This window comes from Imperialibacter sp. (genome assembly GCF_040222385.1).
GTDB lineage: Bacteria > Bacteroidota > Bacteroidia > Cytophagales > Cyclobacteriaceae > Imperialibacter.
Genome location: NZ_JAVKDF010000022.1, coordinates 238,713 through 263,389, shown reverse-complemented (window position 1 = coordinate 263,389; position 24,677 = coordinate 238,713). Strand labels below are relative to the sequence as shown.

Genomic DNA, 24,677 nt, shown 5'->3' with positions numbered 1-24,677 from the left:
AGAGTCTTTTGCCTTACTTGCGGAAAGACCATCAGAAGTCCAGGTACCTCATTTCTCCTTCACGCACATTAAGAAAATTATAAACCAGCAGTATCAAAAGGACATACCAAAAAATGATAAGCCAATTGGCAGCTTTCTTTCCCACATACTTCACCAAAAAAGTGTACATTCTACTTAATCTAAAAATAACAACGTCCTGAATACCCCCAATGCTTCAATAAAGGAGTCCTCTTTTATCCAGGCAAAACTAACAACCACAAAATTGAAAGTCAGGATCACAGATACTATTCTCCACATTATTTGAGCTAGGCGGTTCCTAAAATCAAATTGAAAACGTTTGTCGAATACCTGCCAGACAGCTATTCCAAGACCATGAAAAATCCCCCAAATTACGTACCTCATTGAAACTTCGTGCCATAGACCCAGAACCAGCATCGACGAAACGATCGCAACAATTGGCATTCTGGTATATGAAGCGATCGGCAAAAAGATGTAGTCCTTACACCATTGTGACAAAGATATATGCCACCTTTTCCAAAAGTCATTTATGTTTATTGCAAGGAACGGGAAGTTAAAATTCTCAACGATTCTTATTCCCATTAATAGTGAAATACCAATAGCAATATCAGAATAGCCGGCAAATTGAAAATACGAGTTGGCAGCATACCGAATGCAGTCCAGGTAACTGGCCATCCATTTGTATTCCTCTCCCAGGTTAAAAATAAACTTGTACAACCCATTGGAAATAAGGTAGTTACCAATCAATACTATTTTTACAAATCCGTATAAGATTCGTTCCAGGCCGGAAGAGAAAACATCCGCATCCCATCTCCTTCGACGGATTTCACGTTCCCATTCGGGATATCTGTTAATTGGCCCGACCAAAAACACAGGAAAGAAGAATAAATAAGACATAAAGTTGACAAACTTCACGTCCCTAATATTTCCCTTGTACACTTCTAAACAAAAATGTAATTGTCTGAAAATGTAGTAGGACATTCCTAAGGGAAGGGCCCTGTTTCGAATAAAATCAGATTGAGAAGAGAAATCAACTTTAAAAAATAAAAATATGACAGCTAGTATTGTGCCAATGACAAGGATAGCGACTTTTTCTTTTGTGAGCTTGTCTAGGGTATAATATGTTAAAATGCTTGTGGCCACCAGAACAGCCAACGAAACAGTATCAAGATATGCTAGCAGGCAAAAGCCAACTAAGCCCACGGCCTTTATCTGATACTTCTCGGGCAAAAGCCAGCAACCAAGTAGGGCGGGCAGGGTGGCAATAAAGATGATCGATAGTTCTTCCACCGCTACTTATGCTCTTTTGGACTAATAAAAGGCATCACTTGCTCCCCTACCTGATCAATGAACCAGTCGGTATATATCTCCTCTCCTTTCGGATTCATATGAGCAAGGTCAAAGTAATAGCTGAACGGCATATCTATATCAATGTCCAGAAAATCAAAGCCAAAATCACCCTTGTACCATTCAACCAGCTCTTTATAAGCGTTTGAACCTCTAAGAGAATCCATTACATTTTCTAGTTTATTTGGGTAAGGTATGTTAATCGCCACCAGTTTGATATCATTTTTTGTCATCCGACGCAGGAATTTTTCCAAACCACCTTTCATGACCCCGTCAACAACCTTTGAACCTTCCGTTTCCCTGATCTTATCCTCTAACCTTAGGCTATCGCCCGTGTTTATTTGCAGTTCATTATCGTTAGGAGGAAAAATTATATTTGACTTTTCTCTGTCTTTTTGAAATAGTTCTCTCAATGCTCGGGTGCTTATTCTCTTGCCGAGCGTGAATTTTTCCTCTTCATAAAAGGCGATCAAAGATTCCTGGATAAATAAGTATTGCGGCTTAAATGCTATGATTTCGTTTGCCAAATTTTCATTGCGATAGAAGTCACTTACACTCCCACCTCTACGATAAATTTTTACAACGGAAAACTCCGCATTGTATCTCTCCTTCAAGTTCTCTTCTATTTCCTCAGCGTCATTTAGTCCCTGGTGAATCAGAGAGCTGCCGATAAGGACGATTCTAATAGGGTCGGTCGAGACACTTTTCTTTTTTTTGAAAGTGTTACGTAACTGCAAATCAAAATATTCATTCTCCAAATGAGTGAAATACTCTTTCGAAAAAATCAGGCTCAGAAGGGCGATAGCAAACGTCAATATCCAGACCTTGATAGGTGGAGAGGTCATTGATTGCTGACTTTGGTTTGCACTATTGCTTCGAGGGCATTAAGTGTTGATATCCCCAAAATGTCTTTAGTAGACAACTGTATCTTAAAATAGTCCTCTACACTTGTTGCCAACGACAAATGCGCTAGCGAGTCCCACCCCACTATGTTGCTAGAATGCTTGCCAAAATCACTGTCTTCAATTTGAGTGTTAAAAGCCTTAACTGCCAATTTTTTAATGTCCGCACGAATAGATTCTGATTTGCCATTATCGGCCACCGAACTCATGGCTATTGTCTTTCTTAACTCATCAATCTGAACTTTTCCCGAAAGGCCCTTTGGAAGACTATTTACAAAATAGATAACCGACGGCAGTTTTTCCGATTCTATATGCATCTGACAATAACCAATGATGTCAATGGGGCTCAACTTTCTGTTTGTCTCAAGCACCACCGCTGCACAAATCTTTTCTCCCCAAATAGGATCATTCTGACCGAACACATGTGCCTCAAGGATATCAGGATGTTGATTGAGAATTTCAATAATTTCCTCAGGGTACACATTAATACCTCCTTTTATAATTACATTCTTCAAGCGACCCTTGATATAATAAATACCAAGAGGGTCTCGAAATGCCAAATCACCAGTCATGAAGAACCCCTGGTTAAAATTATTTTCATCCGGGTTTAAATAGGACTTTAAAACATTGTCGCCTTTTAAGCCTAGTTCTCCGGTCACGTTTTCTCCTACCTCCCTGCCGTCGTCATCAAAGATAGCTGCTTGACAATCTACTGGTTTGCCGACAGAACCAATAATCAGGCTATCCGAAGATGGCCCTGCGAACAAGCCTCCCGTAACCGTCTCTGTCAGCCCATAGACATTGAGGAGTTTCACTTTAAATCGATCAATGGTGTCATTCCACAACTCACTTTCCAGAGCGGCTGCACATGATATCAGATACTTAAATTCAATAGTTTCAAAGCTTTTCTCATACCCTTCCGAATACTTATTGATAAGCACAAGCATTGTTGGTACTGTGATGAAATGGGAAACCTTGAATTTGTAAACGGCGTCTAGTAAATGAGGTATTTTTGCAATTTCAAACTTAAAGGGCCTTATTAACGAAACCTGATTGTAGGCGGCCAGTAAGGGCCCCTGAACCAAGCCATCGACATGATAGAGAGGCAGAATATTCATTACCACTGAGCTTTGGCTTAGCTCATACTGATTCGAGAGAGTTTTGAGGTGGGAAAGAATATTCCCATGAGAGATTGGAACCCCTTTTGGATTACCTGTTGAACCAGATGTGAAAATGATATAGGCGATGTCATTTCCACTTACAATTTGAAAGTCATCTGACTCCTTGATGTCTTTCAAATAGAATTCAAAAGTGTTTTTTTGTACGCTGGCTTCTTTTTTTAAGAGCTTATTAAGCAGTTTACTTGAGGATCCGGTCTGGGTTTCCACGGAAAAAGCCAGGCTTGTTTCCGGAAGGTCCCATGCATCTGCATTTTCTTTGCTACAAATCCATCCGTGAATCGAAACGGTACTTAGAATCTTTTTCACCCTTTCTTTTTTTGCATCGGGATCTATAAGAACTGCTGTTATTCCGTTAGCTACAAGCGCAAGGAAGCAAGTAATCATTTCGAAGTCGTCCGACAAAGAGACCACCACATTGTCTCCTGGTGATACACCACAATTCCTGACTGCACCAGACACTCGCCTTATCCTGTTTAGAAGATTTCCATATGTATATTCAGAAGCGTTAGATTTCAAAAAAACTTTTTTTGAGATACTTTCTTCAGCAAGCGCTTCAACAAAGCCTTTGAAACTTTCAACTTGCATGGTGTCCAGCATTAAGAGTTGCCATCATTTCCTTTTTATCAATTTTTCCCCGTTGGTTCAAAATAAACTGTTCAACTTCAATAATTGTCCTTGGAACTTTACCTTTCCCCAACTGATTTGAAAGATGTAGTTTTAATTCCTGATCCGTTGGTTTTTGAGTTATTTGGTTAGTGACCATGTAAAAAGCCACCAAATATTCTTGCCCCCTATCTGACATGCTGCCAACAAGTGCTTCCTGTATTCCTTCGTATTTTGACAAACACTCCTCTACTTCTTTGAAATACACGATCTCGCCACTTTCATTCTTTATCATGTCTCGTTTTCTCCCTTTGAGGTAATAGTAACCATCACTATCTCTCATGGCAAGGTCGCCAGTATAGAGCCATCCATCTTTAAGAATTAAATTTGATTCACTGCTAGCCAGATAGCCTTTCATGTGCCTGTCTGAAAAGATTCGGAGATTTCCTGTCTCTCCCGGTCCTACCAGATCATTGTGATCGTCCACGATTTGTGCAATAGCGTCTATTTCAACTCCTATCGAACCTTCCTTGCCCACCTCTTTATCAACAGGTTCCCCAAGGCAAAACCCTGTGGTTTCCGTCAGTCCATAGTAGTTGTAAATTGGGATTGCAAACATGTCATGGAATTCTTGAATCAAAGTAGGGGGCAGACTAGCGCCGGTGCATATAATTCTGGATACACTAGAAATTTGGGCTTTAGCACGCATTCCTATTTTCAGGATTTGGCTAATCAACGCCGGAGTTGCTGTTAATATAGTGACTTCATGCTTTTGGATTTCATCAATTAAGCTTAGAACAGTGTTGTTGCTGCTAGTCTTAGGAATCACAATGGTTACTCCTGCAAACAATGGCACAATGCAGACGTTTCGGAGGCCACTCATAGAATCCAATTCAGCCGACATTAGAATGCGATCTGAAGACTTCCAATGATAAGTTTCCGCCAAAAGTTTACCACTCTCGTATAAGGCGCTGTTGACAAGCTGTATCCCTTTGGGTTTAGCCGTACTTCCAGAAGTATAAAGAATCGTCGCCACATCATCTGGTATCAGATCGTCATTAGCTGAGGTAGCCACTTCGAAATCATCTTGCAGCCAGTTTGAGAATAAAGAAGGGATATCTATTTCCTCGTTATCAAAAACCACCACCTGGGTTTCTAAATGCAGCCTTAACTCTGTGTCAGCAAAAACAAGACTTGGAGGGGCCTCCCTTAGTATATCTTCCTTAATATGTAGTGGCAGGCTGGAGTTAATTATACTCACCTTTAGCCCCATTCCTGTGGCGGCCCAATACACCAAGATTGCCTCAAAGTGGGGTTTTGAAGAAATACATATCAAGCTGCCTTTTTTAAGGCCAGCCGCCCTCAGTCTAGTCTGAATAGCTTCAGTAAGCGCATTCGCTTCTTCAAAGCTTATTTCACTATCATCCTGGCTATTTATTATCACTGGTTGATCACTGTACATTAGGCTGGCTCGAGCCAACAAATGAGCTATCGTATGATCAGAATGGAGCGTGTTGACCGTCTGCTTCGAATGATATTGCTGCAACAACACTGCCTGCTCAGAAATTGGAAGTACTTGTAATATGTCCTTTTCTATAAGCTCGTCGATAGCCACGAATATCCCTGATCTGTCAAATCCAAATTTTTCAATCAGTTGATTCACCGAGTAACCATGCTGCGACAGGTATATAATTTCAGCTTGCTCTTCAGTTAGTTTGAAACCATGCGTCGATTGCACCTTTTCAATATAAACGGGGTGCCGATCCATCATGTGTCCAACCATTCCATTTAGATGCTCTCGATCAAGAGTAACGGCCTGGTTCGAAAGATCATACACAAAGAAAGGATTGACCAGAATTCGAAGCTCGTCAGCACTGTATTTTTTGTAGTCAAATGGCCTCAGTTTCTCACCCGCAAGTTTGTCGGGCAATATTGCGACCATTGCATTGTAGTCTTTGGTGCCAGGGTCACTGACAATGCTTGTGGGTTGAGCCAGGGAAAACATTTCAGGCTCGGACAGAACGAAAGCCTTATGACCTCTGCCTGCAAGAACTTTACTAAAATACGACTCGTAAGCCATTCCATGAAGCTGCCTTTCACCCCTTTCGAAGAAAGGCTCTGGCTCCGAGTTGGTCAGATGAATATGAGGAAAAATGAGTATACCGTCATCTTTAAGAACCCTGAGTAGTTCAGGTACTAAAACCTTCTGGTCGTACCTGTGAAGTGTGTCTAGTCCGTAAATGAAACTGGCTGTATCGCTCTGAAACGGGAGGGGCTTGTTTAAGTCGTGAAAAACTATTTCCAAATTAGTAGGTCTCACCGTTTTGCCGAGCCAAAAATCAAACCCCTGATAGCCAAGAGTGTCCTTGTTTCCTTCCCATATGGATATCACTTTTTGATTGGGAAACAGCCCAGCTAAAAAGAGCGAACTCCAACCTGTACGGCACCAAGTATCAATGATTACATCGCCAGCCTTCAAGTTGGCACTTATCAGATGTAAGAAAGGATATATTGATCTTGAAGACTCATTAAATGGTTGAAAGGCAGAGTAAGGGTCAAGTGTTTTTCTCCACTGCTTGACTCGCATGAAGTTTCTGTAGTCAGGCCTTTTTTCAATAATGAGGTCTTTAACACGATCAAAACAAGATTCATCATTCAGATAAACATCATTGTCTGATTCGGTGAAGTATACGATACCATTAACGACCGGAATTTGGACGTAGCAGGTACTGCATTTTATTAAGCCGCCTTCTTGAGAGTCGCTATCACTCGACAAACGATGATGGGAAAGTGGGGAAGAACAAAATGGACATCTGTAGTTGCGAAGCCGTTCACTCATATATTACAAGAAAATCTGCACAAAAATAATATTCAAGAAATCCCATTACCGGAAATCAACTCTGGGTCAGCCTGACCAGATCTCACAATAAAAAATTCCATGGCTGATCTGGCCAACAAACTACAAGTTCTTATATCAGAAAGGCAGCAATTTTAACACTCAAACCTAGAAAAATCATTTTATTATTTCAACTCCTCTGATCAGAATAGTGAAGAAATTCAGATAAAACTTGGGTGGATTTAGAATTCATTAGAATTCAAATTACAGCCTGCCTAACTCAAAACACCCCATTTCCATTCGAACCCATATAGCCCCCCCATCGCACAGGTTCTTCTATTTCGATACCCGTTGATATGCGCTTGATCTTCATGCCAAGAAAAACCATCAGGTCGGAGGTGGGATTGAAGTACTGACAATGAACAATATCGAGGTAGCCATCATTGTCCATGTCCCCAATATAAGGTGTTGAGAAGATATTCTTGAATCCATTGAGCTGATCAATGGGGATGACTGATTTATCTGTAAAATTAATCGCAACAAGCTTTGTAAGTATCTCGCTTGATTTCTTGTTCACAAACCCCTCGGCACAATCAAATTCGTTGATACTGATAATCGCCTCATCGATTCCATCCCCATTGAGGTCATAAACCACTGGCGAAGAGAACCCTGTGCAGCCCATTTCGGCCATGTAGACGATCTCTCCTGTTTTGCCATCAAGCATTACCTGCACTGATCCGGTATTCTCCGGCCAGGCACCCCTGCTCACAAACGTAAAGAAGTCGGGTACGTCATCGTCAGTAAAATAACCAACGGCAAAGCTGTTGCTCGACTCTGAATTGTCAATCTTTTTCGTCCAAATGAGCTTTTCGGTTTTGCCATCAATAGCAAATATGCTGCTGGCATGTGAAATAGATACAAGGTCATAAAAGCCGTCTCCATTAATATCTGCTGTAGAAGGCGGTGCAATGAAGCCATGGCCAACTTCCGTCGCCAGGATTCTGGCTTTAGAGAGCTGACGAGCTTTTAAAGCTGTCAGGGTAGTTACATACAGGCTCCCTGAGATCGTCTCCCCTCCTGTTCCAAACAGGATAGTAACGTCGTCGCTGCCTGGCTGCCGAAACGCAATAGGCGACATGTACGACTCTTTACCATCGGGCATCGTGTCTGCTGCCAGAATCTCACCGGTTTTGGTGTCCATCAGCATCAATACGCCAGGAAATCTATTGCTGGTGGAAAATGACTCAACTTTAGAATTGCCCCCATTCACAATCAGCAAGTCCTTGAGTCCGTCCCCATTTTGGTCAGGTACCAGCACACTGTTGTAAAAATTAAAGCGGGCATACTGAAGGATGGAGTCTTCCTGGTACAACTCATGGTCATAGGCCCAAATCACCTTGCCGGTTTTTCCATCCAGCGCTCTCAGGTGAGGCGACCTGCCGCCAATAAACACCTCCGGCACCTGGTCACCGCTGACATCGTACAACGTAGCCGAACCAAACACCTGGTCAGTGGTTTCCTGTTTCCAAAGCAACTCACCGGTTTTTCCGTCCAGCGCCATCACACCAAATTCTGACTTTTGGTATTCGTTCTTCCCCGCCCCCATCACAATATCCAACACACCATCCAGATTAAGGTCAGCAGCCCTTGGCGACGACTGAGAACCAATGATTGAGAAGTCCTGCACCCAGGCTACTTCTGTTTTCTTTTTTTTGCAGGAGGTAACTGCCACGCAGAAACACGCAACAAGCAAGAGCAACAGTTGATGGGAAAATTTCATAGTGATGGCCGTTTCGGCCGCTAAAGTATTGAAAAACGAACATAAAGCTAAACAAATGGAGGCTAGCAACACCTTTCAACGCCGGTAAAATAGGCCCCGGCGCAGCAGGTGCAACAACACTGTTTAAAAAACCTTTTAAGCACTACCATATGCTTTTTATAAACATTAACTTGTGTTTGGTTTGGATCGAAGAAATATCCAAATCTCTGACCCGCATTTGATAAAATGCAACCATATTTGAGAATTGAACCCTTACGAATTGTGATGTTGGATTTTTACTTCTTCCCTGATGGACACCCGTAGATATATATTGAATCAATTCAGCGCTATTTCGATCAATAATTATTTGATTGTTAATTTAATCATAGCACTGTCTTTCATAAGCACATTGTCCCTTGCCCAACAAAAAGGACCGCTTTTTGAGCTGATGCCCACAGCTAAAACAGGCATTACATTCAAGAACATGTTGACGGAGAGTCCTACTGCCAACGTGCTCACCTACGAATACTTCTACAACGGCGGCGGTGTGGCCATTGGCGACATCAACAATGATGGGTTGGACGATGTGTACCTCATTGGCAATATGGTAGAAAACCAGCTCTACCTCAATCAGGGAAACTTCTCTTTCAAAGACATCACAAAATCATCGGGCACTGCTGTAAGCCAGGGATGGAAAACTGGTGCAAACATGGTAGATATTAACGGTGATGGCTGGCTCGATATTTATGTGTGCCTTTCAGGAAAAACTGCTCCCGATACCAGAAGGAATAAACTCTTCATCAATAACAAAGACCTGACCTTCACAGAAAAGGCAGTGGAATATGGTTTGGATGATCCATCGCACAGCACGCACTCAGCCTTTTTTGACATCGACAATGATGGTGACCTGGACATGTACCTGCTCAATCACAACATTACCGTGATCCGTGAGTTTGAGTTTGCCAAGGCAAAAGAAACACGAGATCCCTACGCTGGCGACAAACTGTACCGTAATGACAACGGGCACTTTGTCGACATCAGCGCCGCAGCTGGTATCAAAGGCAACCCACTTGGGTTCGGTTTGGGCGTCAACATTGCCGATGTGAACCAGGATGGTTTTCAGGACATTTACGTATCCAACGACTACGTAGAGCCCGACTACCTCTACATCAACAACGGCGACGGCACCTTTACCGACGAAATGACAAACTACATGCAGCACATCTCCTATTTCTCCATGGGCTGCGACATCAGCGACATCAACAACGACGGCTGGCCCGACATTTACACGCTCGACATGCTGCCGGAGGACAACAAACGCCAAAAGCTGTTGTATGGACCGGAGAACTACGAGCATTTTGCCCTGCTGGTCATTAACGGCTTCTATTTCCAAAACATGCGCAACATGCTCCATCTGAACAACACCGATGGCACCTACAGCGAAATAGGCCAGTTCTCGGGTATTTCCAATACCGACTGGAGTTGGTCCCCACTCTTTGCCGACTACGACAACGACGGATGGAAAGACCTCTTTATTAGCAATGGCTATTTCCGTGACTACACCAACCGTGACTTCCTGAAATACGAGGGCGACTACTTCTTTGATATGGCGAGAGAAAAACAGCCTGCGGACACCTTTCATCTGGTTTCCACCATGACATCCACCCCCGTTCATAACTACATCTACAAGAATAATGGCGATCTGACGTTCATGGACATGAGTGACGACTGGGGCTTCGCCAATCCGGGCTTTTCCAGCGGCGCTGCTTATGCCGACCTTGACAACGATGGGGATATTGACCTGATCGTCAACAATCAAAACAACGCTGTTTCAATCTATAGAAATCAAACCCAACAAAGGCATCCTGATCGCAACTACCTCGACATTACGCTCAAGGGACTTTCTAAAAACTCAAGGGGCTACGGTGCCAAAGTGCATGTGTATGCAGGTGGACAGGTGCAGTATTTTGAGCAAATGCCTACCAGAGGCTTTCAATCGTCGGTTACCGGCAGACTTCATGTCGGGCTTGGGCAACAGAGCAAAATAGACTCAATCAGAGTGAAATGGCTCAGTGGTGGCGAGCAAAAGCTTGCAGGCATTGCTGCGAATCAAACAATTACGATAGAGGAAAGAAGTGTTGAAAAGCCCTACTTATTTGTTTCTGGTAAGACATTGATTGAACCGACTAACTTTTCAAGAGTCGAATGCCCCGTTTACTATGAGCACCTGGAGTATGGTTTCAACGACTTCAAGCGGCAGCCACTCCTAATGACGATGCTCACCAACTGCGGCCCGATTATGACGACTGGGGATGTAAATGGTGATGGTAGAGAAGATATTTTCGTAGGTGGTGCACAAGAAAACCCGGGTATGCTCTTCATTCAATCGGCCACCGGTTCGTTCGAGCCTGCCAATTTCCCTGTAACACAAACCGATCTTCAGTATACAGACGCTGGTGCCAGCTTTTTTGACGCCGACAAGGACGGAGACCTCGATCTCTATCTCGTTAGTGGCGGCTATAATGATTATAGTGAGAAAGATAAAGCCACGCAGGACAGGCTTTACCTGAATGATGGGAAAGGAAATTTCACTAAAGCCATCGATGCCTTGCCGGACATGCTCGTCAGTAAATCATGTATCGCCTACGCCGACTTTGACAAAGACGGCGATATGGATCTTGTGCTTGGCGGAAGGGTGATTCCCGGCAGGTACCCCGAAGTGCCGCAAAGCTTCTTGCTTGAAAACAAAGGGAACGGCAAGTTTGTGGATGTGACTGTCGCCAAGGCCAAAGAGCTGGGTTCGATAGGCATGGTTACTGATGCATCCTGGGTAAATCTGAACGGCGACAAATGGGACGACCTGGTTGTCGTTGGAGAGTTTATGGCCATTGAAGTGTTCATTAATAAGCAGGGAAAATCGCTGGAGCGATCGACCAACCAATATTTCGACAAGCCAATCTCAGGTCTCTGGAATAAAATGATAGTGCATGATTTTGATAAAGACGGCGACCCTGATATTGTTGTGGGGAACTTCGGGCTAAACACCCAGCTCCATGCAAGCGAAAAAGAGCCCATTACCCTTGTTTACAAAGACTTCGACAACAATGGGTCGGTAGACCCCATCCTCAACTACTACATTGAAGGGGAGTCGGTTCCATTTGCCAGCAGAGATGAATTACTTGATCAAATCTATGCCATGCGAAGCAAGTATACCGACTACTCTTCCTATGCCGATGCTAGGTTGAGCACCATCTTCTCAAAAGCTGACTTAAAGGATGCAAAAGAACTGAAGGCTACCGAGCTGCGGAGTATGTACCTGGAAAACAGAGATGGCAAACTCATTCCCCACGCCTTACCGGATGAAGCACAGTTCGCTCCCGTTTATGCAATGACGATGGTTGACTACAACGAAGACGGCAACATGGATTTGGTTGTTGCGGGTAATCAAAGCTCGATTCGCATTCGCATGGGGGTGATCGACGCTAACTTCGGCCAACTGTACGAAGGTGACGGCAAGGGACATTTCAAATATGTATCACAGTCAAAATCTGGCTTCAGGTTCACAGGAGATACCAAGTCACTTGACGTGATAGATGTGGCAGGTGAGCAGTTCCTGCTCGTGGGTGTGAATAATGTGGGTATCGAAGCGTATAAATTGAATAAGTGATGAGAAAGACTGTTATACTGGGTGTTTTGTTGGGCACTATGCAATTTACCGCCTCTGCGCAGACCAACCTGAGCAATACAGAAGCGGCCAAAGTGTTCGCCGAGAACGCCTTCCACCTGTCGGAGGTGATGCTTCACGATGTGGCTAACCCACCTGCCGCCAGCCGGTTTTATGCTTACGCTATGCTGGGCGCCTATTACACGGCGACCACCAGTGGTAGCAACATTCCTCAAATTGGCCCAAACTTCAAAGTAAACCCGGGCGTTCATGCCCCCTACTCCGCAAAAGGCTTTGACCTGACTTTTGCAGCCACCTATGCCATGCTGGAGGTGGGAAAAAAGATCATGCCGTCGGGCTACCTGCTAAAAACCAATCAGGAGCAGCTGGAAACACAGTTCAAAGAGCAATACAAGCTTTCATCTCGTTCTGTTGAAGCCAACAAGAAGTACGCTATTGAAATAGCAGACCAAATCATTCGTTATGCCAAAAGCGACGGGTACAATAAGCTGAGCACCTACACCAGGTACACCCCAAGCAAAGAGGAAGGTCGGTGGTACCCCACACCTCCTGAATATATGTCGGCCATCGAGCCGCAATGGAAAACCATCAGACCGTTCTTTCTCGAGTCGTACGACCAGTTTGTGCCAACAGCCCCTGCCCCTTTCAGCCTCGACACCGCCAGCTCGTTCTATAAGCAAACCATGGAGGTGTATGACGTTGTGAAGAACCTAACGCCTGAGCAGAAGCTTACCGCCAGCTTTTGGGACTGCAACCCTTTTGCCGTAGCCTATTCGGGCCACATGGCCATCGGATTGAAGAAGATCTCTCCTGGCGGCCACTGGATGGGTATTACCGGTATCGCTTGTGAAAAGGCAGATATTCCCTTCGACTCCACCATTTTTGTGCATGCCATGGTGGGCACTACCCTCCACGATGCTTTTATAAGCTGTTGGGATGAAAAATACCGGAGTGACAGGATCAGGCCTGAAACCATGATCAACAAGTACATCGACTCCGAATGGCGACCAATTCTCCAAACACCTCCGTTTCCTGAATACACCAGTGGGCACAGCGTAGTGTCTGCTGCTTCTTCTGTTGTGCTCACAACACTTCTCGGCGACAACTTCGCTTTTAGAGACGACTCTGAGGTGTATTTCGGACTACCGGAAAGGGACTTCAATTCCTTTTACGAAGCTGCCGCAGAGGCAGCCATTTCAAGGCTATACGGCGGCATCCATTACCGAGACGCCTGCGATGAGGGTGTGAAGCAAGGCCGGGCTGTGGGCACAAACTCCATCAACAAAGTTCTGAAGCCAGCCAGCAAGGGCACAAACTGAAAAAGTAGCGGGTATTTCTGCCTGATCGAATATGTACCAATCTGTATTCTTGGGGATTGAATGGATCGGTGTGCTGCTAAATAAAAAAGCAAAAGGTCCAAGCCTATCCGACTGGAGAAGCCCGGCCGGGCGAGACGCATTGAACCAGTTTTGCTTTTTTATTGCAGCCTATTTGCTGAATCGAATAACGTTCCTTTTGAGGCTTGCTCCCCAGATTTTCCGTCTGATCCGTAATAGCTGCCTTCTACCCTGTGAGACTGAAAACAAAAAAGCTTTCGAGCGAACCCGAAAGCTTTTTACCTGCTCAGGAATGAGGTAACTAAACCTCTTTTAGACAAGATTTAGGCTCCTCCTTATCGCAACCTTCCACTGTTAACCTGCCCGAAGACGAGGTCCGCCAGTTGGCGGATGAGGCCTGGTTTTGGCAAGAAGGTTAACCCGGCATTGTATTCATGTTAGGTTTAGGACCATCTGCCTGCTCAGGATTTAATACGAAGTTAGAGCATTCAATACTTTTTGACAAAGAGAAGGAACCAATATTTCTATTAATTTTTCGAACCGAAATAAATGGCAAAAAGCATCGTTTATATGCGCCTTAAAGCTCTTTGATCTTGATGTTTCTCCACTTCACACGAATACCACCTCCGTCGTGAATTTGAAGGGCAATTGACCCCGTTGCCTGCCCAATCTTCTCGTCTTTGAATGAAATCATTTCCGTGCCGTTCACCCACGTAGTCACTTCATCGCCCACCACCTTGATGCGCATCGTGTTCCACTCCCCCATCTTCAGTGCCTTGTCCTTTTCAGGGTCTGGCTTGATCAACCAGCCTCTGCCGTAGGATTCGTAAATTCCGCCGGTATCATGTCCAGGAGGCGCCACCTCCGCCTGCCAGCCAGTGATCTTTGTGCCCTCAATGCTCGATCTGAAAAACACACCGCTGTTCCCATTGGCTTCCTGCTGAAACTCGAGCGTAAGGTCAAAGTCCTTGTAAGTTTTCTCTGTTGCAAAATAGCCGTATCCTTTGTCCGGCCCACTTTCGCAAACCAGTAAGCCGTCTTCTACAAACCACTTTTCAGTGCCGTAAATCTTCCATCCTTTCAGGTTCTTGCCATTGAAAATGGACTTTTGAGCAAACGCCCCGTTAGTCATCAAAAGCGCCAGGCCAATCGCCAAGGATACCCCCGTTAATTTCATTCTTTTCATTGTTGCTTATTGTTTAAGTATATCTGTATTAGCTATTAAATTGTATTACCTGCTGTCGACTCCAAAGGCGAAACTTACCATAGCAAAGGTTATTTTTCAAATTGAATCGCTTTCAATACGGCCAGGTTGTCATTCGGCTTTTCTGGTTTCATGACAAAGAAATACATATCATGACGTCCTTCTAACGGCTTTTCCAGCGTTCCATTAACTGTACCATTCTCACCCCACGAGCCGGTGGCGACAAAATCTGTTTTGCTAACAATGGGCCCGGCATATGAGTCTAGCCTCACTTCTATATAGCCATTTTTCTTGTCTGCTGCATACTCATAGCTGAATCCTTTGATGCCAGTCATGTCAATGTTCTTCAGGAGAATATAGGATTTATGGCTTCCCTGACTCAAGCTGTTTCCCCACCGTGGGAAGCCTTCGTGTGCATCTGCAAACACCGTGCTCACCCTGGCGTTTCGAAGTGTGATTAGCTCTGAGCCGGTCAAAGGCCCCACACCGTTGGCTCCTTTATCGGTATAAGTAGCCAACAGGTTGTACACGCCACGCCTGTCATCTTTTTTGTGTTTGTTCAAAGCCACCTTGCCCTCCGCAGGCAACGTAGTAGCTGTGGACGGGTTGGCCAGCGATAGAATGTAATTGACAATTTCTTTGGCGTCGTCCATGGGGATCTGCGGGTGGGCTGCCATCACGTGCACGTCACCCCAGTTGCCGCCGCCGCCCTGGATAATCTTTCTGGCCAATGTATTGACTGCCGAAGGATCTCCCTTGTACCTTTCTGCCACTTTCAGGTAGGCGGGCCCAACGGAAATGTCTTTTACCGTATGGCAGGCCTTGCAATCGCTGGCCTCAATAAGCGATTTACCCAGAGAGTTGTCACCGAGCACAGCTTGATGACCAACAGCTTGCGCCGCCGCCGTGCCTGGTGTTGGGTTGTAGTCAAACAGCACGGTTACTACTGAGGAAGGCACATTGCCTTCTTCCTTATCGTTTACCACCACTTTGTAAGAGAAAGACGGATTATTGTCCCAGAAAAATGACTTGTTGCCAGCCGTTTCAACTGCCACCTTTGGCCGCTCGTTGCCCACTCTCACCAGCACAGTGTCCGAACCAACGGCACCAGCTTTATCAATTACCCGCAATACCGCATTGTACAGTCCGGGTGTTTCGTAGGTATAGCTTGCGTTGCGTTCAGTAGCTCCCACCGTTTTCCCGTCAAACAACCATTGGAAGCTTATTTCATCGTCATCATCATAGTCGGTTGTTCCAGCGCTGCTGAACTTCACCGCCAGTGGTGCCACTCCAGCGATCTCCGACGGGCCCCTGTAGCGTGATTCAGACGTCACAAAAGCTTTGGCCCTCTTTTCTGCCATAGCTACGGAATCGACAATGCTGGCGCTGGCTATTGGTGCCCGGTTGCCCGTATTGTACTCTACTCTGATCAGCCTGGCGTCGTCATTATCTGCACCATACACCGACCCGTACTCCAGCATATACATAACGCCTTCCTTGCTGAATACCATATCGATAGGTCTGCGGAAGTCGCCATTGTTGGTCATAAAAGGCTCGTTGCGCACGTAGTTCTCGTTTTCATCAAACCGCAGCACCATGATCCAGTTTCTCATCCAGTCGAACACAAACAAACCACCATCAAAATACTCAGGAAAGCCGCTTGGTGACTTCTGTGCAGCGTTGTATGTGTAAAAAGAGCCTGCCATAGCACTCCGTCCTCCTTTGCCCAGCTCGGGGAAGTCTTCAGAGGCAGCATAAGGGTACCAGATCATGGCCGGACTTGGGCTTGGCAAGTTCGTCAATCCAGTATTATTGGGAGAATTGTTAACTGGCTCGAAGGCGTCGTAACTGGGACCTGCGGTATTCGTGGCAAAATCCCACTCCGCATAAGCATAGTTATTCCCGACAAAGTAAGGCCACCCGAAATTACCAGCCTTTTTGGCCTGGTTAAATTCATCATATCCTCTTGGGCCTTGTATACTGTCTTCACCTGCATCCGGCCCTATCTCACCCCAATAGATGGTTCCTGTTTTAGGGTTGATGGCTATCCGGTACGGATTGCGGCAACCCATCGCATAAATTTCAGGCAAAGTCTTTTCTGTACCAGGCGCAAACAAATTACCTTCTGGAATAGTGTACGTCCCATCTTCCTGCGGACGAATCCGCAAAATCTTACCTTTGAAATCGTTGGTATTGGCAGCCGAGCGTTGGGCATCCATGGGGAAATACTCCGGCTCGGGTCTTTCATCAATGGGTGCATAGCCATTCGAAGGAAACGGTGTGGTACCATCGCCAGTTGACAGCACAAGGTTACCATCCTTGTCGAAGGCCAGTGAACCACCATGGTGTGCCCCGCTGTTGATCTGCACAGGCACTTTCAACAGCACTTTTTCCGAAGTCAGGTCTAGCGTGTTGTCAGCTGTTACCACAAACCGGGACAAATGGAAGAAAAATGGCTCTCCCTCCATCGGCGGTGAGTGATACAGATAAATATAACCGTTGGCGGTAAATTCAGGGTCAAGCGTCACTCCTATTAACCCGGTGCCGCCTTTGTTCATCACATCAAGCTGATGCACCAGTTTGTTCTCCCCGCTCTTTGTATCGAACATCCACAGCTTCCCATTGAACATTTCGGTGTAAAAAAGCCTTCCGTCGTCGGCAATGGCCATTTCCATCGGCACGTCAAGGTCATTCACCAGAATTGTCTTCACGAAGCGGTTTTCTTCAGGCGCTTCCACTGCATATGACTTAGAATAGTCAAGGGTCACATTGTCGCCCATGGCATATTGAATGCCACCGTAAAGGTGCTGGAGAAATAAAGGGTCGCTGAAGCTCTCTTCCACATGACCGCCACCGGTGTAGAACGCACGGCCACCATCAAACTCATGGTACCAGGCAATGGGATGATTGGCACCATTGGTACCGCCATTGTAGGTGTTTTCGTCCAGGTAGGCGAGCACATTCAACTCAGAGTAAAAGCCTTTGTAGCTGTACCATTCGTCAGTTCTCTCCCATTTCGCAGGAAGACCTTTTGTTGAAATATGGGTGGTGTCGGTGACCAAAACAGTCCCCTTCTGGATATTGGAATTGCTGGGATGGCTGGAAAAGTGGGCTCCCATCAGCTTGTCATACCAAGGCCAGTCGTATTCGGTGTCGGCGGCTGAGTGAATACCAACGTAGCCACCTCCTGCCTGAATATAGCGTTCGAAGGCAGCCTGTTGTTTGGCATTCAGCACATTGCCAGTAGTGCAGTTGAATACTACGGCCTTATATTTCTTTAAGTTATCGTCAGTAAATACGTCAGAGTTGCGGGTAGTGTCCACGACAAACTCGTGCTCGCTCCCCATTTCTTGAATAGCAGCTATACCATAAGGAATGGAGCCGTGCTTGTAGCCCTTGGTTTCAGAGAAAACCAACACTCTTGGGCCGTTTGAGCCACTGTCGCACGATTCAAGCGTTAGCAGTGAGAGTAAAAAAACACAGCCAAAAAGCAGCCGCCTGGAGAAAAGAAGTAGTTTCATAGGATATCGCTTAAGCAGTTAAATGTAAGGCTATTCCTGTTGCTTTCTGACTCCAGAGTTTATGAATGGAAAATTTGAAGGATGAAAGCTTTTCAGGCCCGAGGCCGACGCCCGGATAAAATCACTTTTCCCAGTCCATTTCTTTGTTAGAGCCACATTACTTCCTCATTTTTGCGCAACGGTTCTATCGATTTTTTTATCCACCCTTTATGGCAAAGAAAATTTACTTTACCCCTGGCCCTTCCGACATCTATTTCACTGTGGAGGAGCACCTGAAAAACGCCCTCAAAGAGCAAATACCTGCTATTTCTCATAGAAGTAAGCGGTTTCAGGAAATTTATGCAGAGGCTGAAAGCAATCTCCGCAGTCTTTTTGGCCTGCCCAACGATTTTCACCTGGCTTTTACCGCTTCGGCCACCGAGGTGTGGGAGCGACTGATTCAAAACTGCGTAGAAAAAGAATCCTTCCACTTTGTCAATGGGTCGTTTTCTCAAAGGTTTTATGAAATAGCCGGAGAGCTGGGCCGGACAGCCAAAATGGCAAAGGCCGATTACGGCAGCTACACCCCCATCAGCGATGTCGCCATTCCAGGTTCTGCAGAGCTTATTTCGGTGACGCAAAATGAAACCAGTACCGGCGTTGCCTTTCCACAAAATGAGATAGAACAGCTTAAAGCTGCCTATCCTAATGTGCTGATTGCTGTAGACTTTGTAAGCTCAGCACCAGTTTCCAATATCGATTTTAGCAAAATCGACACTGCCTACCTTTCAGTACAGAAATGTTTTGGCTTGCCGGCGGGGTTGGGTGTTTGGTTTTACAATGATCGCTGCCTCGAAAAAGCGAAGGCTTTGCAGGTAAAAGGTCAGGTCATCGGTTCTTATCATAGCTTACTTAAGTTGCACGAAGCGGGCCTCAAGCAGCAAACGCCAGAAACTCCCAATGTGTTATACATGTATTTATTAGGCAAGGTGGCTGGCGATATGCTCTCTAAAGGACTGGAAAGAATCCGAATCGAAGCTGAATACAAGGCAACGGTGCTGTACACCTACTTCGAGAACCATTCAACGTTTTCCCCTTTCGTGAAAAATACAAACGCCCGATCCAAAACTGTGGTGGTAGCAGAAACGGGACAGCATACGGCACCGTTGATCGACTTTTTGAAATCCAAAGGCATGGTGGTGGGCAGCGGCTATGGTCCGTTTAAAGATTCGCATATCCGGGTCGCCAATTTTCCAACACACTCAAAAGAAAGCATTGAGCTGTTAGTTGACTCGATTGACACGTTCAACTTGTAGTTTTTCCTTTTTAGCTGTTAATAGCTTAAAACTTACCGTACAAATACTTCTTGAGTGGAGTTATTTCAGGAATAAATTAGTTTTAGTAACGTAACTTTGCGGCGACAAAATCATAATGAAGTAGATGCATAATTTTCATAAAATTCTGGTAGGGCTCGACTTGACTGATATTGATGAGCAGTTGATCAAAGCAGCGTCATTCATCACCACTGCGTTTAAGTCCAAAGAGATTTACTTCTATAATGTGATCAGGGACTTCAGTGTGCCTGAAGAGCTTATCAAGGAATTCCCAACTGTTGTGGAACAACTTATTGTCGACAGAAAGCATGAGATGGAAAACAAAGTCAATCAGTACTACAGTTTTCCGGACGGAATAAAAGTCAATTTCCTTGTGAAGCAGGGACAGCCTACCAAAAAGATCATGAAGTTTGCTGATGAGAAAAAGATAGACTTGATCATGGTTGGGCGAAAACCCAAGCCTAAAAGCGGCGGCATTATCATCAACCGCCTTGCCAGACGTGCCGGATGTTCCCTACTCATCGTACCAAAAGAGTATGACCATGCACTTGAGAAGCTGTTTGTACCTATCGACTTTTCTGACTACTCTCTTGACGCTATGCAACAGGCGGTAGCAATTGCCCGATCCAATACTAAACCGGTAAAAATCATAGCGCAAAACGTCTACAACGTGCCTCAGGGCTATCATTACACGGGCAAATCCTACAAGGAATTTGCAGCCATAATGAAAGCCAACGCAGAAAAAAATTATGAGAAGTTTATTAAACAAATAGATACTGAAGGCATTGACATTGACCCGATTTATTCACTCGACAAGCACGACGACGTAATGGGGACTATTTTTGCCGTTGCTAAAAAGAGTCTCGCCGATATCATCATCATTGGTGCCAAAGGGCGTTCGGCAACAGCCGCCTTGTTCATAGGTACAAATGCAGAGAAACTGGTTCAAATTGACTCAAAAATCCCCATCCTGGTAATAAGACCTACGGGAAGAACGGAGGGTTTGCTTGAGTACCTGAAAGAACTGTAACTATTTTAAAACATTCTTGCCGCCATGTGATTTTATAATAAGCCCTCTTATCATAACTTGCTGGCATGGAATTCCAATTTTCGGCGTCGTCTCATTTCAACCAATTCAAATCGCTCTCAAACAAACCTTTTGATGTCATCGTTATTGGCGGCGGCATCACAGGGGCAGGCATTGCGGTAGACGCTGCAAAAAGAGGCCTCAAAGTAGTTTTATTTGAAAAGGGAGACTTTGCTTCGGGTACCAGCAGCCGGTCGACCAAGCTCATTCACGGTGGTTTGCGTTATCTCAAGCAACTGGAGATTGGCCTCGTGCGAGAAGTAGGCATGGAACGCTCCATTGTCCACAAAATGGCCCCACACATGGTCATTCCTGAAAAAATGCTCCTTCCCCTGGTAGAAGACGGCACGTTTGGAAAGTGGGCTACATCACTTGGCTTGTGGGTGTACGATGTATTGGCCGGCGTTGACGGCGATGACCGTCGGGAAATGCTCAACCATGAGGAAACATTGGCAAAGGAACCACTGCTCAACCCGGAGAAGCTTATCGGTAGCGGCTACTACGCAGAATACAGAACCGATGACGCCAGGCTCACCATCGAGAACATGAAGAAAGCCGCCCAGCTGGGTGCCATGCCGTACAACTACTGTCATGTAAAGGAATTTATCTACAAAAAGTCAAAGGCTGTTGGCGTAAAGGTGTTTAATGAAATTACTGGTGAGGAGATTGAAGTAAAATCTAACTACATCATCAATGCTGCCGGTCCGTGGGTAGATACGCTAAGAGATCAGGATCATTCTCTGGAAGGCAAGCGGCTTCATCTCACCAAGGGAGTGCATATAGTGGTGCCACACAGCAAGTTTCCACTTAAGCAAGCGGTGTATTTCGACGTGCCTGACGGCCGAATGATCTTTGCCATTCCAAGAGGAAAAATCACTTATATAGGTACAACCGATACCGATTATAAGGATAACAAAGACCTCGTGCTTACCAAAAAAGAAGATGCAGACTACCTGCTCTCGGCGGTGATGAACACCTTCCCTTCCGTACATCTTACTATCAAAGATGTGTGCTCTTCCTGGGCAGGTCTTCGTCCGTTGATCCATGAAGATGGTAAGTCGGCTTCCGAGCTTTCGAGAAAGGATGAGATATTTGAATCTGAAAGCGGACTGCTTTCAATAGCAGGTGGCAAGCTCACTGGCTATAGAAAAATGGCTGAGCGCATTGTGGATGTGGTGATGGAGCGAATGTACGAGAAGAATGAACACAAGTTCGTAAAATGCAGTACAGACAGCCTTACATTGCCCGGCGGTGATTTTAAGAACTATAAGGCCGTTGAAAAATACACCTCCGAAATTGGAAAAGCCCTAAAAAAGCTTGGAGCAGCTCCCTACGAATCATGGTATCTGGTCTCCACCTATGGAAAGCAGACTGACAACATTCTAAGCATGCTGCCTGATTACCAGCAGGTGAATGACATCAGGGAGAAGCTGCTAATGGCTGAACTGGACTTTTCGTTTGAGAATGAAATGATTTGCAGACCGGTCGATTATCTGGTACAGCGTTCGGGAAGGCTTTACTTTGACATTGAGAGTATTCATGAATTCTCCGGTATCACCCTCAAGTTTTTTGCAGAAAAGTTCGGATGGGATCAGGCCAGAATAGCTTTAGAAACACAAGCCATTGATGAAGCGCTGAAAAGGGTAACATCCTTTGTTTGAGACAATCCGATCTTAGCTAAACGGCTCTGAATTTATCAAGCAAATCATTTAACTGAACAGCTTCTTCTTCCGTCAGGTTGCAGATCTTCTTTTCGTAAACCTCCATTTCACTATCAATTTCACTTAAAAGCTGTAGTCCTTTGTCTGAAATTAATACGTCGACAGCACGGCGGTCGTTAGGACACTGCTTTCTTATCACCAGCTCCTTGCTTTCGAGTTTATCCACTATCCGGGAGGCATTCGACATCCTGTCAAGCATTCTATCAATGATCAGGTTTACGGTAGATGGCTGCGGGTACTGCCCTCTTAAGATACGGAGCACATTAAATTGAGCAGGCGTAATGCCATAACCCTTAAAAAAGGTATGGTGTTTTTCCCCAAGCCAACTAGCAGTATAAAAAAGGTTGATTGTGGCCTTCTGAAACTCATTCTTGAATTTCGGTTGTTTTATGTCTTCAGCTATTCCCATTTTACTAAATTATATTCCAGGTGCTCTAAATTACTACATAACTCCTTTGCTGACATCTATTTGTAAGAAAACAACGAAATAAATTACAAGATAGTTGTAGGTACATGTATTATTTGCAGAAATAAATCTATCTCCTCTTTAAACCTTCCCTTCGTATCTTTATCAAATAGCTAAAATCTGGTTTTGCAGGAGAAAGACATTCTTGAAAAAATAAGGAATCCATCGTCGAAGCAATTTGGCTTCTCTCTGCTTGTACGCCATTATCAGAAGCCAATGTATGCGGTTATTAGACGAATGGTGATAGACCATGATGACGCAGACGACGTGCTTCAGGAGGTCTTTTTAAAGGTTTGGAAAGGAATTGATAACTTTAGGGAAGATGCCAGGCTTTTCACCTGGGTTTATCGGATAGCCAGTAATGAGTGTTTGCAGTTTCTTGCAAAAAAGAAGAGAAGGTTCTTCCTCCCTATTCATGACATAAGCGGGGAATTGTTCGCAAAAGCAGAGCAGTCGCCAGGATTGTCTGGTAACGAGATTGAGTTGAAGCTGCAAAAGGCTATTTTGAAACTACCGGACAAGCAGCGCCTCGTTTTTAACATGAGGTATTACGACGAGTTGAAATTTGAGGAGATAGCCAACATAACCGGCACAAGCGTGGGTGCGCTGAAGGCGAGTTATCACCTGGCAGCAAAAAAAATAGAGGAATATGTTACTGCTGATTAAACCTTTAGCTCAAAAAACAATCAAAGTATTAATTGACTTCTGATGAACAAGTTCAAGCTCGACGACATAGAAAAGAAAGAGCCGTTTGAGGCCCCTGAAAAGTACTTCGATGAGTTCCCGTTGAGGATGCAGAAAAGGATAGAAGTAAAAGCTGCTGGCTCTCCAGTGTGGCAGCCCTTGCTTTCTCCCAAATGGTCTTTATCGGCGCTTGCAACGGTGCTTATGCTGGGTGTTGGATTGTTTGTTTGGAACAACAATAAAGCAACAGAGGTAGATTTAAACCCTCTCGATGCAGTGGCTACAGCCGACCTTATTTACTATCTGGAAATCGAATCTGTCAGTGCCGATGAGCTCGTGCAATTGATGAATCATGCTGAAGCAGAAGATTCAATTTGGAATGACGGTGAGCTAAATTTATTGCCAGAAGAAGAAATGACTGATGAAGAACTGCTACTGCTTTATGATCAGTTAAGTACACAGGATGAAATCCTTTAATTGAATGATTATGAAACGTTTTACATATATAGCCCTAATGATTTTGTTGTCAGCAGCTTATTTGCAGGCGCAAGACCCAGAGGCAATGAAAAAAGTAGAGGCCGCCAAAATCGGGATGATAACCGAGCGGCTGGGCTTAACACCCGAACAGGCAGAGCAATTCTGGCCTATTTACCGGGAGTTTAGCGAAAAGAGAAGAAGCATTTTGGGAGAGATGAGAAATGCCCGAAGAGATTTCAATCCTCAAACAGCCACTGAGGAAGAAAACAGGGCTATGATGGATCTGAACTTTCAGGTGAAAGAAAGAGAGCTTAATCTGGAAAAAGAATATTCCGAAAAACTGCTCCGGGTGATTAGTACCCGACAGCTGGTTTCACTGCGGCAGGCTGAAGACGATTTCCGACGAATGGTGCTGGAACAGCTCGAAAGAAGAGCCAGGCAACAAAACATGAGGGAGAATCTTCGGGAGAGAAACCATAACAGGATTAATGGTAGAAGAGGTAACTGAATTTAGATAGCACTGCGTATCATAAGGG

At 45.0% G+C, this 24,677-nt stretch carries 17 protein-coding genes; 8 read left to right on the top strand and 9 right to left on the bottom strand.

Translation table 11 applies throughout. The features are described 5' to 3' along the window. Positions 1 to 31 precede the first annotated feature (31 nt). The 6 genes from RIG68_RS08765 to RIG68_RS08740 all read right to left on the bottom strand — a co-directional run bounded on the left by RIG68_RS08765 (position 32) and on the right by RIG68_RS08740 (position 8,667). Positions 32 to 169, bottom strand: a complete 138-nt coding sequence (locus RIG68_RS08765) for a hypothetical protein (protein ID WP_350121210.1) — start codon at positions 167 to 169, stop codon at positions 32 to 34. A 5-nt stretch (positions 170 to 174) separates the two neighbouring features. Then, complete coding sequence (locus RIG68_RS08760; protein ID WP_350121207.1) at positions 175 to 1,308, bottom strand: MBOAT family O-acyltransferase; 1,134 nt, start codon at positions 1,306 to 1,308, stop codon at positions 175 to 177. Positions 1,309 to 1,310: 2 nt separating this feature from the next. Further along, a complete protein-coding gene (locus tag RIG68_RS08755) occupies positions 1,311 to 2,123 on the bottom strand; it encodes an SGNH/GDSL hydrolase family protein (protein ID WP_350121205.1) in 813 nt (270 codons plus the stop codon). Positions 2,124 to 2,206: 83 nt separating this feature from the next. Next, positions 2,207 to 4,033 (bottom strand): AMP-binding protein, encoded by a 1,827-nt coding sequence (locus RIG68_RS08750; RefSeq protein WP_350121202.1) that lies wholly within the window; start codon positions 4,031 to 4,033, stop codon positions 2,207 to 2,209. Beyond that, complete coding sequence (locus RIG68_RS08745; RefSeq protein ID WP_350121199.1) at positions 4,023 to 6,890, bottom strand: class I adenylate-forming enzyme family protein; 2,868 nt, start codon at positions 6,888 to 6,890, stop codon at positions 4,023 to 4,025. Before RIG68_RS08745 ends, RIG68_RS08750 begins: the two co-directional genes overlap by 11 nt. 277 nt (positions 6,891 to 7,167) lie before the next feature. After that, a complete protein-coding gene (locus RIG68_RS08740) occupies positions 7,168 to 8,667 on the bottom strand; it encodes an outer membrane protein assembly factor BamB family protein (protein ID WP_350121196.1) in 1,500 nt (499 codons plus the stop codon). 289 nt (positions 8,668 to 8,956) lie between these two features. Between RIG68_RS08740 and RIG68_RS08735 the strand changes: the two genes are divergently transcribed. After that, positions 8,957 to 12,313 (top strand): VCBS repeat-containing protein, encoded by a 3,357-nt coding sequence (locus tag RIG68_RS08735; protein WP_350121193.1) that lies wholly within the window; start codon positions 8,957 to 8,959, stop codon positions 12,311 to 12,313. Next, a complete protein-coding gene (locus RIG68_RS08730) occupies positions 12,313 to 13,650 on the top strand; it encodes a vanadium-dependent haloperoxidase (protein WP_350121191.1) in 1,338 nt (445 codons plus the stop codon). The genes RIG68_RS08735 and RIG68_RS08730 overlap by 1 nt, the downstream gene beginning before the upstream one ends. A 595-nt stretch (positions 13,651 to 14,245) precedes the next feature. On the opposite strand, the gene RIG68_RS08725 is transcribed toward RIG68_RS08730, so the two are convergent. Further along, complete coding sequence (locus RIG68_RS08725; RefSeq protein ID WP_502880045.1) at positions 14,246 to 14,854, bottom strand: 3-keto-disaccharide hydrolase; 609 nt, start codon at positions 14,852 to 14,854, stop codon at positions 14,246 to 14,248. A gap of 89 nt (positions 14,855 to 14,943) precedes the next feature. Then, a complete protein-coding gene (locus RIG68_RS08720; RefSeq protein WP_350121188.1) occupies positions 14,944 to 18,393 on the bottom strand; it encodes a ThuA domain-containing protein in 3,450 nt (1,149 codons plus the stop codon). Positions 18,394 to 18,602: 209 nt separating this feature from the next. Between RIG68_RS08720 and RIG68_RS08715 the strand changes: the two genes are divergently transcribed. The 3 genes from RIG68_RS08715 (at position 18,603) to RIG68_RS08705 (ending at position 22,454) form a co-directional block, all read left to right on the top strand. Next, positions 18,603 to 19,688, top strand: coding sequence for an aminotransferase class V-fold PLP-dependent enzyme (locus RIG68_RS08715; protein ID WP_350121185.1), 1,086 nt, complete (start codon positions 18,603 to 18,605; stop codon positions 19,686 to 19,688). 124 nt (positions 19,689 to 19,812) lie between these two features. Further along, positions 19,813 to 20,736: a universal stress protein gene (locus RIG68_RS08710; RefSeq protein ID WP_350121182.1), complete on the top strand. Its 924-nt coding sequence runs from the start codon at positions 19,813 to 19,815 to the stop codon at positions 20,734 to 20,736. 65 nt (positions 20,737 to 20,801) lie between these two features. Beyond that, complete coding sequence (locus RIG68_RS08705) at positions 20,802 to 22,454, top strand: glycerol-3-phosphate dehydrogenase/oxidase (RefSeq protein ID WP_350121179.1); 1,653 nt, start codon at positions 20,802 to 20,804, stop codon at positions 22,452 to 22,454. A gap of 16 nt (positions 22,455 to 22,470) precedes the next feature. On the opposite strand, the gene RIG68_RS08700 is transcribed toward RIG68_RS08705, so the two are convergent. Beyond that, positions 22,471 to 22,923 carry a MarR family winged helix-turn-helix transcriptional regulator gene (locus RIG68_RS08700; RefSeq protein WP_350121176.1) on the bottom strand — a complete coding sequence of 151 codons (453 nt, stop codon included), beginning with the start codon at positions 22,921 to 22,923 and terminating at the stop codon, positions 22,471 to 22,473. Between the two features lie 183 nt (positions 22,924 to 23,106). Here RIG68_RS08700 and RIG68_RS08695 point away from each other — a divergent pair, with 183 nt between their 5' ends. The 3 genes from RIG68_RS08695 to RIG68_RS08685 are packed head-to-tail and all read left to right on the top strand — an operon-like array spanning position 23,107 to position 24,649. Then, the gene (locus RIG68_RS08695; protein ID WP_350121174.1) at positions 23,107 to 23,646 is read left to right on the top strand and encodes an RNA polymerase sigma factor; all 540 of its coding nucleotides are present in this window, start codon (positions 23,107 to 23,109) and stop codon (positions 23,644 to 23,646) included. A 42-nt stretch (positions 23,647 to 23,688) separates the two neighbouring features. After that, positions 23,689 to 24,141, top strand: a complete 453-nt coding sequence (locus tag RIG68_RS08690; protein ID WP_350121171.1) for a hypothetical protein — start codon at positions 23,689 to 23,691, stop codon at positions 24,139 to 24,141. Between the two features lie 10 nt (positions 24,142 to 24,151). Continuing rightward, positions 24,152 to 24,649, top strand: coding sequence for a hypothetical protein (locus tag RIG68_RS08685; RefSeq protein WP_350121168.1), 498 nt, complete (start codon positions 24,152 to 24,154; stop codon positions 24,647 to 24,649). The last annotated feature ends 28 nt before the right edge of the window (positions 24,650 to 24,677 follow it).